We start from the raw sequence: 14,019 nt of genomic DNA, 5'->3' as shown, positions 1-14,019 counted from the left end.
TTTTTTATAATAATAAATATAAGATATAGTAAAGGAGGGGAGGAGTTGTAAATCAAAATAGATGCCATTTAGCTATAATTTATTCGTTAAATAAAAATGTTTCAAATTTAGCTTGAGATTTATTTTTGCATTTTACAATTGTTAATTATGAGTAAGAAGTTTACAAAAAAATATGAAATACATTATTATGAAGTAAATTCTAATTTAAGATGTAAATTGTCATCTATAATAGATTTTATATGTGATGTAGGCACTCAACAATCAGAAGCCTTAGGTGGAGGAATTGATTACTGTACGAAAAATAACTGCGCTTGGGTATTTTATAAATACGATATAAAAATGTATAGATATCCAATGTTTGGTGAGGTAATAAGCGTCACAACAGAAGCTATAGGCTTTAAGAAATTCTATGGATTAAGAAAATATACAATTAATGATGAGAATAATAATGTTATAGGGGAAGCACTAGCATTATTTTTTCTAATTAATATAGATAAAAGAAGGCCAATGCGAATACAAGATGAACAATATCATATATATGGAGTAGATGGTGATGTTGATTACGATATAAGCATGGATAAAATAGAAAGAACAAATGATGCACAATACTATAAGCAATTTAACATAAGATACAGTGATATTGATTCTAATAACCATGTTAATAATGTCAAATATGTTGAGTGGGCAATGGAAGCTGTTCCTCTCGATATCATTAATAATTATACTCTTAAAAGAATTAAGGTAGTATTTGAGAAAGAAACAACATATGGGGATAAGATTTCATCAACTGCTGCTATAAATGTAATTGATGAAAATAGTTTAAAATCATATCATACTATAAAAAATGGTGAGGGAACTGAACTAACGCTATTACAAGCAGATTGGAAAAAATAATAAAGGTAAATATAGAAAATTAGCTGTTGCAAGAATCTAGGTAATATTAATAATTACGACAGCTAATTTTATAGTATTATTTTTATAGATAAGTTAATAATTTTTAGCTATTGGCGGCGGACTTAGCTGCTAAATATCCAGAACTCCATGCCCACTGAAGGTTGAAACCTCCACAATCTCCATGCACATCTAAAATCTCTCCACAGAAATAAAGATTTTTAACTAACTTAGATTCTAAGGAAATATTATTTACTTCAGATGTATTTACACCACCAACTGTAACTTGTGAATTGTTAAAGCCATTAGTGCCAATACATTTAAAATCCCATCTTTTAAACTTATCAATTAATTTGCTGGTAGTTCTCCAATCAATACTACTGCACGGTATATGTATATCTTTTATCCCAACATCTTTTAAAATTGTAGAAATTAATTTTTTATTTATAACCCCAATTAGGGCTGTTGATATCTCTCTGTGACCAAACATAGAAAAATGTGTGGTAAAGAAACTTTCAATATCATCTTTACTTTCTAGTGGAAACATATCTATTCTTATAGTTACATTTAGATTTTCATAGAGAGCTTTAGAAGCATAAGATGATAATTGCATTATAGGGGGGCCTGAAATTCCATAATCGGTAAAAAGTATTTCACCAAACTCTGTTCGAATAACTTTATTATCAACTAAAATAGAAGCAGAGCCATCAAATTTTACTCCTGATAGAGCTTTTAAATAAGGATAATCTAATTTTAATTGAACAATGCCAGGAATAGGCTCTATAATACTATGACCCAATGACTTGCATAGTTTATAGCCAGATCCATCAGAACCTGTTTTAGTAGCTGATTTCCCACCACAGCTTAAAATAAGTTTTTTACAAGAAAAATTTTTAAAGTCATCATTATTACTTGTTAAAATAAAGTTATTTTTTTTACTTGTAGAATCAATTTTACAATTTGTATATAGAGGTATTTGTCTATCCTCTATTGCCATTCTGAATATATCTATTACAGAAGAGGCCTGAAGAGATTTTGGATACATCTTTCCGTTTTCCAATTCAATTAATGGCAATCCTAGAGATAAAAATGTGCTTTCAGTATCTTTAACAGTAAAGTTATCTAACGCCGCTTTAAAGAAATCTTGATTTTCACTATGGAAACACCCAAATGGGCGAGATATATTCTTATTAGTAATATTACATCTTCCATTGCCAGTTACAAGAATTTTTTTGCCAATTCTATCGTTGCTCTCAATAATTGCCACATCAAGTCCAAAATCTTTGGCTATTATTGCAGCCATTAGGCCAGAGGCACCACCGCCGACAATCATTAAATCGTGATAAATCATTATAACAATCACTCCCTATGTATGTTTTATTGACCATATAAAATTAAATCACATATTTTACCCAGTGCTAAAATAAACTGAATATTTTAAGTATACCATTAATTTATTAATTACTACTAAAATAAAAGGATTCAAATCATATTATTCAATATTTTATAATACTTTTAATAAATTTTATCATAGTAATATTAAGGTTAAAAGAAAGGAATACTAAAAATGAGGTGATTTTATAATGGAAGTAAAGGTAATTAATATGAATTCGGGAGATTTCGAAAGAGTATTTAAAGTGATCAGAATGAACTTTGATAATATAATGGTTAATTATCCCAATATGAGTGGGGTAAGGAGTTTTTCTTTTAATGATGTGGAATGTATAAGTGAAAGTGATATAGATAAATTTTTAATTAATAATAGAAATTTCTTGAAAATTAAATTAAAAAGAGGGATATCAGTACTTTTTTACAATGCACTATATGAATCATTAAAGTTAGAAATTAAAGAAGAGGTAAAAAATCTAAGTATTTTAAGAGATAAATATAAACTGTACAAAAGTAAAGTATGGGAAAAGGAAATGCTGTTATTTATAAATAATAAATTTCCTTTAGAAGTTAAAGCTTCAGGAAAAAATTTTAAAAAGAATGGATATAGTATAAATATTAATAAAATAGATAAAGAAGATTTTTTAGAAATATGTTGTGGTGAAATAAAAAATATTGAAGAGCAAATTAATTTAAAAAAAGATCTTTTATCTAGTCTGAAGGAGGCTAGAGATTATATTTAAGGAACCTCTGAAATGTAGATATAATGCCACTTTATTAAAAATAAATAATATAAAAATAAAAAAAATGAAAAAATGTGTTGACAGGGAATCTAATTTTGGGTATTATAGTCTATGTGGTCAGCAGCTTGAATAACTCAAGGACATCTAGTTAAGACATTTAAGCGAAAGACAATATAGCATGGCTCCTTGGTCAAGCGGTTAAGACACCACCCTTTCACGGTGGTAACAGGGGTTCGATTCCCCTAGGAGTCACCATTTATATCTATCTTATGGGCGCATAGCTCAGCTGGGAGAGCACCTGCCTTACAAGCAGGGGGTCACAGGTTCGAGCCCTGTTGTGCCCACCATAAGATGGCTCAGTAGCTCAGTTGGTTAGAGTGCCGGCCTGTCACGCCGGAGGTCGAGGGTTCGAGCCCCTTCTGAGTCGCCATTTAAAATATGCTGGCATGGCTCAACGGTAGAGCAGCTGACTTGTAATCAGCAGGTTGTAGGTTCGATTCCTATTGCCAGCTCCATTTTAAATAAACATAACAAAACTTAATATGGCTCCTTGGTCAAGCGGTTAAGACACCACCCTTTCACGGTGGTAACAGGGGTTCGATTCCCCTAGGAGTCACCATTTATATCTATCTTATGGGCGCATAGCTCAGCTGGGAGAGCACCTGCCTTACAAGCAGGGGGTCACAGGTTCGAGCCCTGTTGTGCCCACCATAAGATGGCTCAGTAGCTCAGTTGGTTAGAGTGCCGGCCTGTCACGCCGGAGGTCGAGGGTTCGAGCCCCTTCTGAGTCGCCATTTAAAATATGCTGGCATGGCTCAACGGTAGAGCAGCTGACTTGTAATCAGCAGGTTGTAGGTTCGATTCCTATTGCCAGCTCCATTTTAAATAAACATAACAAAACTTAATATGGCTCCTTGGTCAAGCGGTTAAGACACCACCCTTTCACGGTGGTAACAGGGGTTCGATTCCCCTAGGAGTCACCATTTTATCTATCTTATGGGCGCATAGCTCAGCTGGGAGAGCACCTGCCTTACAAGCAGGGGGTCACAGGTTCGAGCCCTGTTGTGCCCACCATAAGATGGCTCAGTAGCTCAGTTGGTTAGAGTGCCGGCCTGTCACGCCGGAGGTCGAGGGTTCGAGCCCCTTCTGAGTCGCCATCAAAGAACAAGTTCTTATAGACTAGAACTTGTTCTTTTTTTATTGTTTAAAAAATTATAATCAAGTCAGATCTGTGGGTAAATTTTGAAAGTATTATAAGAACAAGTTATTAAAGGGAATTTAAATATAAATAAGATGTTAACACAGAATAACATAGTTTGCGAAACAGATTTTTCAAATAAATATGATTTATAATATCAATTTGTAGTAAAAATGAAAACTCTAATATGATAGTCATTAAGAGAATAAATATCATATTAGAGTTTAGTTTATTTAGATTATCTATTTTTTTCTAAATTTTTCTTAATCCTTATATCTTCAGAATAAAATTTGCAGAGCTTAAATTCTCCAATTAGTCTAGAAGCGATTCGCTCGCTATACTGCTTAGTTATTCCTGGCAAAGTTAAATTGGTTGAGATAAGCATTTTCTTATTAGCAAGAATTCTCTTGTTAATTATATTAAATAATTCAGTTACTGAAAATTCATTGAGGTGTTCTGCGCCTAAATCATCTATAATTAGTAAGTCACATTCTAGTAATAGTGATTCTAAACCTGAGTCATTATTGAATCTTATTTCCCTTAAATTCTTAATTAACTCATCAGAGGTTTTATAAATTACTAAGAATCCCATATCTAACACAGCTTTGGCAATACAATATGATAAATATGTTTTACCACTACCTGGATTTCCGAAAAATAATAAATTTGTTGATATTTCTGAAAAGCTAGGAAGATAGTCTTTTAATATATATTCTAAATTATTCTCCATGTTTTTTTTAGGAGAATATTTTTCATCTCCAAGTTTATGACTTGAAAACAAATTTAAATCAAAATTATCAAAGTTATTATACGATGTGGTATTTTCTAATTCTGAATTTTTATAGTATAACTTAATCAACCTTTGTTTATAGCAAGTACATTTTATATTGCCTATAAAGCCTGTATCCTTACATTTATTGCATTGATATCGCAAATTTAAATATTCAGGATCATAACCTCTTTCAACTAACATTTCGCACTTTTTTATTCTTAAATCTGTTATATTTTCCTTATAATCATCTATTGTCTTTTCACTATCTTTAGATTTGAGAATTGATACTGCCATTTTTAAAGATAATCGTTGAATTTTATTATCCAATTCAATAATCTCAGGATATTTCTTTGATATTTCTTCTTTCCTAAATTTCAAATTTCTAGCTTCATCTTCTCTAAGTTTATCATATATTTTTAAAATTTCTGTTTGATAACCTTTAATCATCGCTATCCCATCCTAAAAGTTTTTTTTCTAATGAATCATAGTCATACTCTCGAGCCTCAAAGTTATTAAATTTGAGAGATGATTTATCATTATTATTAGTAGTATAAGTTTTTTGATACTTATTATTTTTTGGATTTTTATTATCTTTAAGAGCTATATCTTCCAAAGTTCTAATATTATTTTTATTCCAATTACTTAAGATTCCATCGATATACTTGAAATCCGCCCTATTCAATCTTTCAAAGCATACATCACAAGCTTTAAATATAATTTCGTTTGAATACTTATAAATAAGAAGCCATTTTTCTATTAAATCCTGTTGTGGTTTCATTATGTCTGTATTATTTATACCTAAGTAAGTGAGAATTTTTCTTATATTAATCCACTTATCCTCTGCTTTTTTTATTAAGTTCTGAGCTTGCTCGATAGTAGTTATTTTTTGATCATGCCAAGCTATAGCAACCTTTTCTATATATCTAGAATCGCTTTTTCCCTTTGATATACAGTATTCCATTAAAATCAGAATTAATTCAGATGAAAAACCGAATTCCTTTTGCCAATTTAAGTAAAGTGACATTTCGTTTGGCGATAGAGGTCTAGCTAGAAGAGTTTCAATATCCTTTAGCATATCTTTAGTATTTGTACTATCCAAAGCTTCTAATAAGTCAATTTGTTTAGTAGATTTGGAGGGTTCTTCAACTAAATCTACGAATTCTACATTAAAATTACCCATCTTATCTATCTGAGTTAGCTTTATAGCTCCTTGATCATTCCAATAATTAAATGCATTCATAATGTCTGATTCTAACAAATTAAGCGAGGAAGCTAGTATTGATGAGCTAACGCCTAATTCACCTGAAATAGTATACTTTAGCATCAATAAATAAACTTTTACAAATTCGCCTCTAGCCTGTGGCATGTATTTTTCTATAAATACATTGTTAACAGGAGTGAACCCTAGAGATCTATTCTTTAACATAAATGTGCTCATTCCGTTTACTACCTACCTTTCAAAGTTTTTAATATATATTATAAAAACAAAACTCTATCTAATAATATTAGATTAGCATAATCGTTTATAATGTAAGTTATATAATAACCTAATGTATGTAAAATAATTATAGCATATTATCACCTTAATAAAGCGAAATATTAATCAACTAATACTTGGGATTAATTACTTTTATATAAGATTTGAGAGAATATAAAGAGCACGCATTTGTCTTTATAAGAAATTAACTAATTTAATAAAACAAATGCATGCTTCTAAATATGGATAATATTCATTAAAATAAATAATCATATGATGAGTTTATTTATATTTACAATACCTTCACCTTGAATTTGATTGGATATCTCATCAATAGGATCACATGCAACCTTTAATAAGGAAATCATATCTTTGAAAGTTATTGATGGATTTTTCTCACATAATAACGCACATAATCCGCTAATATAGGCTGTAGCAATAGATGAGCCTGTAAAAGTTTTATATGGTACTTCAAGTTTATTTGGGTAAACCTTAATTCCGTTTTTTTCTGAAATATAGTTATTATCAGAATTTAAAGATATAACATTAACGCATGCAGCAGATAGATCAGGTTTTAATAATTTACCATATGGTCCTGCAGAAGAATAAGTATAAGGCTTCATTATGGAGGTAGTTGAATTTAGACCACCTATAGTGATGCAGCTTGGTAGCGTAGCAATTCCCATAATAGAATTTTTTTCACTCAGGTTACTTCCGCTAGGAACTATCGGAATTAATCCTTTTGATATAGCATACTTAAATGTCAAATCAAAGCAAGAGATAATGAATGTATTATGAGTTAAAAGTTCAAAAGGCAAACATAATACCTTTATGTTATTTTCTTTAGATATATTAGATAAACTTTCTATAGAATATAATATATCCGAAGCAAATCCTTTACCGAGTTTATCAAATGCCTTGTAACAGAATAGCTTACTTTTATTACAAATTCCTTTATACATGTTATTTGATGAGATACCACTACTACACAAAATTCCGGCCATGGAGGTACCATGTCCATTATCATCATAAGGATAGCGAAAGTTATTAATTAAATCTTCAAATAACTCTATTTTAGTGCTAGGGGAAGTTAGGTCTTGATGAGGAAATATTCCGCTATCTACAAGTCCTATTCCTACTCCTGCACCAGATAAACTAAACTTTTCCGAAAAGTGGATTTTATTTGCAGTAGTCACGCTCATTCCGCACAAAAACAGGTATTCATCCAAGTAAATTTTTTTTATTTCAGGATATTCAGAAATTCTATCTATGCCTCTTGAATTTAGTTCGGCACTTATAATATTAGAGGATTCAATAATGTGATGTACAGTACCTTTATATGAACTGATTTTTTTTACTATTGAGGATTGAAAGTCTTTATATTGTATAAGTATTCTATAACTTTTATAAGCATTTTTTGATATATAATCTTTTAGATTATGGTCTAGCTTACTTTTAGATGAAAACATATATTTCTCCAAAATATTATTACTTCAATATATTATATGAAAAAGAATTTTATTGTTAATAAAAAATGAAGGATTAAAAAAATTTTTGTTATACAATATTTATTCAATAGATGAAGAAATATTGTATAACAAAAATTAAATAGTAGATTGATTATTAAAAATAAATACAAGTATGAAACTTGAATAAAAATAATAATCAATCTACCATTTAAAAACTGTAGGTCTCCCCTATGTCTATAATTTTTATAGCTTTATCATTTAAATTTAATAATGATTCTTCAGTTTCCTGAAAATTCTCTAATGAAATTTTAAAAGTTTTATAATGAATTGGTATCATTGTAGGGCAAGACATCATTTTAAACATTTCATAACTCTGTTCTGGCGTACAATGCATATACGAAAATCTATCAGGTTTATAACAACCTACAGGCATTAATGCAACATCACAGGATATATTCTTAAAATTATCGGTGAGCGCTGTATCGCCTGCGAAGAACACGCTTTTATTTTCTCTTTCGATTAAATATGAAATACTTTCATCATCATGTCCAAAATAGAAGCGTCTCCCATCATGATTAGCTTGGTAAGCAGTAATTTTTATAAAGTCATCTCTATATACATCTCCAGGATGTAATAAAAATACATTTTTAAAACCAAGCAGTCTAGCAATACGAGTATATCCTTTTGGAACAATAAAGACAGCATCTTTATTTAATTTTTTTAGAGATGAAAAATTTAAATGATCCATATGTCCATGTGATAGTAGTATATAGTCTACTTTTAAATCATTTATGTATACTGGTTTTTTTACAAGTCTCTTAAAATATCCTAAGGAATTGGAAAATACAGGGTCAGTTATAATAATTTTATTTGATAGATTAATAATTGTGGTAGCATGACCAAACCAATTAATTGAATTTTTCATAATTTTATCAGATTTTATTTCAGCGCTTTTTTTTACATATTCTTTTATATTGTTAATTGTTAAATGGAATAAAAAATTAATGTTAGAAAAAAGATTCAAGTCCTCTCCGTCCTCTCCTAATGATTCCACTTAAATATTACAATACCAGCAATCATAATAGCAATACCTAAAAAATGATTTAATGAAAATCTAAGTCGTTCACTGCCAAATAACCCAAAGGCATCTATAAGTGCAGCAGCAAGTAATTGGGATATTAATATAATACCAATACCGAAGGTAGGTCCCATTGAGCTAACACTTTTTATTACGGTAAAGGTTATAACAACCCCTAGTGCGCCACCTAATAAATAAAGCTTGTTGGAATCCTTCAAATTAGAATAATTACCATCACCTAAAAATAAAAAAATGATAAGGCTTAAGACAAGGGCAATTATCTGAACTAATAATGTAGTTTCCCATACTCCGATTTTCTCACCTAGTCTGGTATTAAATACACCTTGAATACTCATAGCAATTCCAGAAATTATTGCACATATTATTCCAAACATAACATCACCTCAGAATTATTATTCCCCTAAGAATATTAAATATTATAAAAAATAAAAATGGTGTTATGTAATTAGCATGAATGCATTAATTAAAGTATAACCAAGTTGTCTAAATCTTTAATAAATTGATTTTGTATTTGAGATTCTGAAAAACCTAATGTCAATCCTAGACTTAATAGGTCTTCAAATAAAGTTAAGTAGTGATCTATAGATGGGAAAGCAATTAAATCATTTATGTCAATATATAGGTTTAGAAACTGATCACTTAAACAATAGTCATTAGGTGCCATAGATACTGCAATTAAATCTGTATATTTATGATCAATACCTAGTGTTAAGACTTGAGAAATACAAGTTATATATTTATCGAATATAGCACTGATGTTAACAGGTCTAGATTTTTTTAGTAAGTAGCTAAAACAATTAGTTTCACTAGCTAATGCACCAAGAGAGATTTCAAATTCTAGGTTTTTGCGTACTCGCAATTTGTGGGAGTCTAGCTCTTCATTTATAGATAAACTATCATTGTATTTTTTTTGTACTTTAAATAGTGGCTGAATATTCATAGTGAATCCTCCTACATTTCTAATAATAATATTATTTTACAAAATCTTTAAAATAAATGAAAGTTCGGAAAACGACTACAAAAAAATATTTTTAGAAAATTCGAAATTAAGAGATTATTTTTAAATTAATTTTACTTTCAAGGAAAATATAACTATAGATTTAGAGTGATTTTAAAAAATATAAAAAAAGACTGTACTGAATATAAAAATTCAATACAGTCCTAAAAACATAAACTAATTGGATTGTTTAACAGGCGATTTATTATGATAGTAAGAACGCTTAAACTAAAAGTCTTTCAAAATATAAGATTTTAAGGGAGTATTCTTTTTTACCGTAGGAAGCTTCCATATTTCAACACTCTTAATTCTTAATTTAACAAGGTTATCAGTATTATATATCTCAGGGAAATTTAGCTTTACATCTTGCTTTTTATAGTCCTTAGGAAGATAACCTAAATTTGCAAGTGAAACAAAACTATCTCCAAAAGACTTAACAGTAAATCCGTTAAGTTCTAATATATCAAAAAGACTACGAGAAAGTCTCCTTATATAACCTTTATCGTCTATTTTTAAATTTATACTTTTGGTAGGCTCAAACAAATAGACTAAATCACTTGCATCAATTCTAAAACTCTTATAAGGTGCTATAATTTTATCAACAACTGGATATAATTTATCCAAATTTGGATTTTCAATAGATGTTAATAAGACAAAAGGCATAGGTGAGTTTCTATTTGCTCTGAATTTTTTTGACATATTCCTTTGTATTGGTGATATTACTTGATAGGTTTCCTCATCAAATAATGCAACTATATAGTACTTCATGATAAACCTCACAATCTCAATATATTGTATTAATAAAAATCTTAGTAAATTATAACACAATAAATAGAATAAAAGAATAGAAGAATAATTAAATAGTAATTATAAGAATAATTAGGTTTTTAAAGATATTTTTTCAATAAAAGAAATATTTATTCCAGTAATATATGTTTTAAGGGATATAATTACAACAAAACCATAAGAAAAATTGTGTTGTAACACATATATAGCTAAAAAAGTGTTGATGGACTGAAAAAATGTATTTAAATAAATTTAGTTTATGATATAATAATTAAAGTAGATTTTAATTATAAAATAGGTTAATAATGTAAAATAATATATATGATAATATAGATTTTAATAGATAGGGTGAATTCAATGGAGAGATTAGTTATAAACGGCGGAAACTTGCTAGAAGGTACTGTTGATATCAATGGGGCCAAGAATGCAGCAGTAGCAATATTACCAGCAGCTATAATGGCAAGTGATGGAAAATGCATAATTGATAACATACCAGATATTGAAGATGTACACTGCTTGGAAAGAATACTTAGAAGCTTAGGTTGCGATATTATTAAGATAGATAACAATACTTTAGAAATAGATAGTTCTAATGTAAATAATTTTGATGCGTGCACGGATGATGTTAGAAGAATGAGAGCTTCATATTATTTCATTGGAGCTTTATTAGCACGATTTAAGAAAGCAAGAGTAGTTCTTCCAGGAGGATGTTCAATAGGGGTAAGACCAATTGACCAACATATAAAAGGATTTGAAGCTTTAGGAGCTGATGTGTTTATAGAGCACGGAGCAGTTAATGTTAAAGCTGATAAGCTAGTAGGCGCTAATATATTTTTTGATGTAGTTTCAGTAGGAGCAACAATAAATGTTATGATTGCGGCAACATTAGCAGAGGGGGTAACAGTGCTAGAAAATGTAGCAAAGGAACCTCATGTTGTTGATGTTGCGAATTTCTTAAATTCAATGGGAGCTGACATAAGAGGCGCAGGAACAGATGTAATAAGAATTAAAGGAGTAGAAAGTCTAAAAGGCTGTTCTTATAGCGTAATACCAGATCAAATTGAAGCTGGTACATTCATGATAGCAGCTGTTGCTACAGGTGGAGATGTTTATATAAGAAATGTTATACCAAAGCATTTAGAATCAATTACAGCTAAGCTTACAGAGATGGGGGCAGTGATTGAAGAAGGTGATGATTGTATTAGAGTTACCGTGAAGTCACCACTTAAGGGTGTGAATATAAAAACCACACCATATCCAGGATTTCCAACGGATATTCAGCAACCAATGTCAACATTGCTAAGTATTGTACCGGGAAGAAGCTTAATTACTGAATCTATTTGGGAGAATAGGCATAAACACATAGATGAATTGAAAAAGATGGGAGCCAATATTAAAGTTGAAGGCAGAGTTGCGATTATAGATGGAGCGCAAAAATTGACAGGCGCAGTAGTAAAGGCAACAGATTTAAGAGCAGGTGCTGCCATGGTTATTGCGGGATTAGTTGCAGAGGGAACAACTGAAATAACTAGTATAGAGCATATTGATAGAGGATATCCTCATATAGAAAATAAGTTTAGAGCTTTAGGGGCAGATATTAAGAGAATAGAAGTTGATGAATAGTATAAATTAAAGGGGAGGAGATTGGAATGATATTTTGTTCTTTATATAGTGGCAGTAGCGGTAATAGTATGTTTATTGCCTCAAATAAAGCTAAGATATTAATTGATGCAGGACTCCCAGGTAAAAAAATTGATTTAGCGTTGCAAGAAATTAATGAAAATCCAAAAGACTTGAACGGAATTTTTATAACTCATGAGCATAGTGATCATATCAAAGGGGTTGGAGTACTGTCTAGAAAGTATGACATTCCTATATATGCAAATGCTGATACTTGGTCTGCTATGGAAAGCTTAATTGGAAATATAAAAGAGCATAACATAAAAGTAATTGATAAAAGATCATTTACTGAAATAGAGGATATGAGTATTAAAGCATTTAATATTCCGCATGATGCAGCCGCGCCAATGGGGTATACAGTTAGCTCAGGAGAAAAAAACATAAGTGTAGCAACTGATTTTGGAACTTTTACAAGAGAAATTTATGATAATATAAAAGATTCAGAAGTTATTCTTCTTGAAAGTAACCACGATGTAAATATGCTTAAGTTTGGACCATATCCATATCCTTTGAAACGTAGGATATTGAGCGAAATAGGACATTTATCTAATGATGATTGTGGGAGTGCCATAGTTGAACTATATAAATGTTCAACTAAGAAAAAGATTATTTTAGGGCATTTGAGTAATACTAATAATCAACCAGATTTAGCATATCAAACTGTTTTAAACGTGCTAAATGAAAATGGAATTAAGCTAAAAGAGGACATAATATTAACTATGGCAAACAGACATAATCCTAGCAGTTATATAGAGATATAGTTTATTTGAGCTTATAATTTATAGAAATATATTATATATAATCAATGAAGATTTAAGGGAGGACTTAAAAATGAGTTTATATACAAATTGGACTGACATGGTTGTTGACTATGTAAAAACTAAGGGAGAAAATGCTTTCTGGGAAGAATATAGTAAATTAGAAAAATCAATATATAAAGATTTATTAGCTAATCATAAAAGTGTTAAAAAGACTACAATAAATGAATTAGCTAAAGATTATGATTCCACAGTAGAATTTGCTATGGGATTTATGGATGGTATTAATGATAGTTTAAAAACTCAATATGATCTTGAGACTATAGATGCTGATACAGAAATAGTACTTGATATAAATCTAGAAACTTTATATTTGAATATGCTAGATGCAAAAGCAGAATATTTATACACATTACCACAATGGGATGGAATATTCTCAGTGGAAAAAAGAAATGAAATACAAAAACAATACAAGGAATCTAAGATAGTAAGAAATCTAGATAAGGTTGGAAGAAATGATATGTGCCCATGTGGAAGTGGGAAGAAATATAAGAAATGTTGTGGAAAAGATAAATAATATAATTACATATAAGTAAACTCTATGTTTAGAGGAGTTTACTATTCAATGTAGTAAAAACCCTAGTTTAGATAGGGTTTTTTTCTTTATTAATGGTTTCGTGAAAAATAACAATTCACAAAGGTCAATATAGTTGGTATAATTATGTTATACAAGGAATTGTAGTAAATAAATAGTAATGCT

General features: G+C 29.7%; 13 protein-coding genes and 11 tRNA genes. 16 read left to right on the top strand and 8 right to left on the bottom strand.

Translation table 11 applies throughout. The features are described from left to right. The first annotated feature begins 147 nt into the window (after window positions 1–147). Window positions 148–894, top strand: a complete 747-nt coding sequence (locus tag KEC93_RS25885; protein ID WP_012061221.1) for an acyl-[acyl-carrier-protein] thioesterase — start codon at window positions 148–150, stop codon at window positions 892–894. Window positions 895–997: 103 nt separating this feature from the next. Here the strand turns inward: KEC93_RS25885 and KEC93_RS25880 are convergent, their stop codons facing one another. Further along, window positions 998–2,242, bottom strand: a complete 1,245-nt coding sequence (locus KEC93_RS25880; protein WP_039768450.1) for a BaiN/RdsA family NAD(P)/FAD-dependent oxidoreductase — start codon at window positions 2,240–2,242, stop codon at window positions 998–1,000. A 232-nt stretch (window positions 2,243–2,474) separates the two neighbouring features. Here KEC93_RS25880 and KEC93_RS25875 point away from each other — a divergent pair, with 232 nt between their 5' ends. The 12 genes from KEC93_RS25875 (at window position 2,475) to KEC93_RS25820 (ending at window position 4,180) form a co-directional block, all read left to right on the top strand. Then, on the top strand, window positions 2,475–3,023 hold the full coding sequence (locus KEC93_RS25875; RefSeq protein WP_077868739.1) for a hypothetical protein: 549 nt from the start codon (window positions 2,475–2,477) through the stop codon (window positions 3,021–3,023). A 180-nt stretch (window positions 3,024–3,203) separates the two neighbouring features. Next, window positions 3,204–3,278, top strand: a tRNA-Glu gene (locus tag KEC93_RS25870). Between the two features lie 16 nt (window positions 3,279–3,294). After that, window positions 3,295–3,370: transfer RNA gene (locus KEC93_RS25865), tRNA-Val, on the top strand. A gap of 6 nt (window positions 3,371–3,376) precedes the next feature. Next, window positions 3,377–3,453: transfer RNA gene (locus tag KEC93_RS25860), tRNA-Asp, on the top strand. 10 nt (window positions 3,454–3,463) lie between these two features. Continuing rightward, a tRNA-Thr gene (locus KEC93_RS25855) sits at window positions 3,464–3,538 on the top strand. A gap of 29 nt (window positions 3,539–3,567) precedes the next feature. After that, a tRNA-Glu gene (locus KEC93_RS25850) sits at window positions 3,568–3,642 on the top strand. Between the two features lie 16 nt (window positions 3,643–3,658). Next, window positions 3,659–3,734: transfer RNA gene (locus KEC93_RS25845), tRNA-Val, on the top strand. Window positions 3,735–3,740: 6 nt separating this feature from the next. Next, window positions 3,741–3,817 (top strand) — tRNA-Asp (locus KEC93_RS25840). A gap of 10 nt (window positions 3,818–3,827) precedes the next feature. After that, window positions 3,828–3,902 (top strand) — tRNA-Thr (locus KEC93_RS25835). Window positions 3,903–3,931: 29 nt separating this feature from the next. Then, window positions 3,932–4,006 (top strand) — tRNA-Glu (locus KEC93_RS25830). Between the two features lie 15 nt (window positions 4,007–4,021). Continuing rightward, window positions 4,022–4,097 (top strand) — tRNA-Val (locus KEC93_RS25825). Between the two features lie 6 nt (window positions 4,098–4,103). Continuing rightward, window positions 4,104–4,180, top strand: a tRNA-Asp gene (locus KEC93_RS25820). Window positions 4,181–4,459: 279 nt separating this feature from the next. On the opposite strand, the gene KEC93_RS25815 is transcribed toward KEC93_RS25820, so the two are convergent. The 7 genes from KEC93_RS25815 to KEC93_RS25785 all read right to left on the bottom strand — a co-directional run bounded on the left by KEC93_RS25815 (window position 4,460) and on the right by KEC93_RS25785 (window position 10,803). Continuing rightward, the gene (locus tag KEC93_RS25815) at window positions 4,460–5,440 is read right to left on the bottom strand and encodes an ATP-binding protein (protein ID WP_023976240.1); all 981 of its coding nucleotides are present in this window, start codon (window positions 5,438–5,440) and stop codon (window positions 4,460–4,462) included. Then, entirely contained in the window at window positions 5,433–6,431 is a 999-nt protein-coding gene (locus KEC93_RS25810) for a DnaD domain protein (RefSeq protein WP_023976239.1), read from the bottom strand. The genes KEC93_RS25815 and KEC93_RS25810 overlap by 8 nt, the downstream gene beginning before the upstream one ends. Window positions 6,432–6,739: 308 nt before the next feature. Then, complete coding sequence (locus KEC93_RS25805; protein WP_023976238.1) at window positions 6,740–7,939, bottom strand: S8 family serine peptidase; 1,200 nt, start codon at window positions 7,937–7,939, stop codon at window positions 6,740–6,742. Window positions 7,940–8,147: 208 nt separating this feature from the next. After that, window positions 8,148–8,963 (bottom strand): MBL fold metallo-hydrolase, encoded by an 816-nt coding sequence (locus tag KEC93_RS25800; protein WP_077855766.1) that lies wholly within the window; start codon window positions 8,961–8,963, stop codon window positions 8,148–8,150. Between the two features lie 17 nt (window positions 8,964–8,980). Beyond that, on the bottom strand, window positions 8,981–9,412 hold the full coding sequence (locus tag KEC93_RS25795; protein WP_012061214.1) for a DMT family transporter: 432 nt from the start codon (window positions 9,410–9,412) through the stop codon (window positions 8,981–8,983). 89 nt (window positions 9,413–9,501) lie between these two features. Continuing rightward, window positions 9,502–9,978: a dUTP diphosphatase gene (locus KEC93_RS25790; RefSeq protein WP_012061213.1), complete on the bottom strand. Its 477-nt coding sequence runs from the start codon at window positions 9,976–9,978 to the stop codon at window positions 9,502–9,504. 285 nt (window positions 9,979–10,263) lie between these two features. Beyond that, complete coding sequence (locus KEC93_RS25785; protein WP_017209946.1) at window positions 10,264–10,803, bottom strand: hypothetical protein; 540 nt, start codon at window positions 10,801–10,803, stop codon at window positions 10,264–10,266. A gap of 375 nt (window positions 10,804–11,178) precedes the next feature. On the opposite strand from KEC93_RS25785, the gene KEC93_RS25780 reads away from it, so the two are divergent. The 3 genes from KEC93_RS25780 (at window position 11,179) to KEC93_RS25770 (ending at window position 13,836) form a co-directional block, all read left to right on the top strand. Next, window positions 11,179–12,444 (top strand): UDP-N-acetylglucosamine 1-carboxyvinyltransferase, encoded by a 1,266-nt coding sequence (locus KEC93_RS25780; protein WP_012061211.1) that lies wholly within the window; start codon window positions 11,179–11,181, stop codon window positions 12,442–12,444. Window positions 12,445–12,470: 26 nt separating this feature from the next. Next, the gene (locus tag KEC93_RS25775; RefSeq protein ID WP_023976236.1) at window positions 12,471–13,262 is read left to right on the top strand and encodes an MBL fold metallo-hydrolase; all 792 of its coding nucleotides are present in this window, start codon (window positions 12,471–12,473) and stop codon (window positions 13,260–13,262) included. A gap of 70 nt (window positions 13,263–13,332) precedes the next feature. After that, on the top strand, window positions 13,333–13,836 hold the full coding sequence (locus KEC93_RS25770) for an SEC-C metal-binding domain-containing protein (RefSeq protein WP_012061209.1): 504 nt from the start codon (window positions 13,333–13,335) through the stop codon (window positions 13,834–13,836). Window positions 13,837–14,019 lie beyond the last annotated feature (183 nt).

Source organism: Clostridium beijerinckii, assembly GCF_018223745.1.
Classification (GTDB): Bacteria; Bacillota; Clostridia; order Clostridiales; family Clostridiaceae; genus Clostridium; species Clostridium beijerinckii.
The sequence above is the reverse complement of the archived record's forward strand: the minus strand, read 5'-3'. Positions and strand labels throughout refer to the sequence as shown.

Excerpts from the sequence above, each read along its gene's own strand:
- KEC93_RS25810 (WP_023976239.1), bottom strand. The coding sequence starts at position 6,431 with ATGAGCACATTTATGTTAAAGAATAGATCTCTAGGGTTCACTCCTGTT.
- KEC93_RS25775 (WP_023976236.1), top strand. The coding sequence starts at position 12,471 with ATGATATTTTGTTCTTTATATAGTGGCAGTAGCGGTAATAGTATGTTT.
- KEC93_RS25875 (WP_077868739.1), top strand. The coding sequence starts at position 2,475 with ATGGAAGTAAAGGTAATTAATATGAATTCGGGAGATTTCGAAAGAGTA.
- KEC93_RS25780 (WP_012061211.1), top strand. The coding sequence starts at position 11,179 with ATGGAGAGATTAGTTATAAACGGCGGAAACTTGCTAGAAGGTACTGTT.
- KEC93_RS25790 (WP_012061213.1), bottom strand. The coding sequence starts at position 9,978 with ATGAATATTCAGCCACTATTTAAAGTACAAAAAAAATACAATGATAGT.
- KEC93_RS25815 (WP_023976240.1), bottom strand. The coding sequence starts at position 5,440 with ATGATTAAAGGTTATCAAACAGAAATTTTAAAAATATATGATAAACTT.
- KEC93_RS25885 (WP_012061221.1), top strand. The coding sequence starts at position 148 with ATGAGTAAGAAGTTTACAAAAAAATATGAAATACATTATTATGAAGTA.
- KEC93_RS25770 (WP_012061209.1), top strand. The coding sequence starts at position 13,333 with ATGAGTTTATATACAAATTGGACTGACATGGTTGTTGACTATGTAAAA.
- KEC93_RS25795 (WP_012061214.1), bottom strand. The coding sequence starts at position 9,412 with ATGTTTGGAATAATATGTGCAATAATTTCTGGAATTGCTATGAGTATT.
- KEC93_RS25785 (WP_017209946.1), bottom strand. The coding sequence starts at position 10,803 with ATGAAGTACTATATAGTTGCATTATTTGATGAGGAAACCTATCAAGTA.
- KEC93_RS25880 (WP_039768450.1), bottom strand. The coding sequence starts at position 2,242 with ATGATTTATCACGATTTAATGATTGTCGGCGGTGGTGCCTCTGGCCTA.
- KEC93_RS25805 (WP_023976238.1), bottom strand. The coding sequence starts at position 7,939 with ATGTTTTCATCTAAAAGTAAGCTAGACCATAATCTAAAAGATTATATA.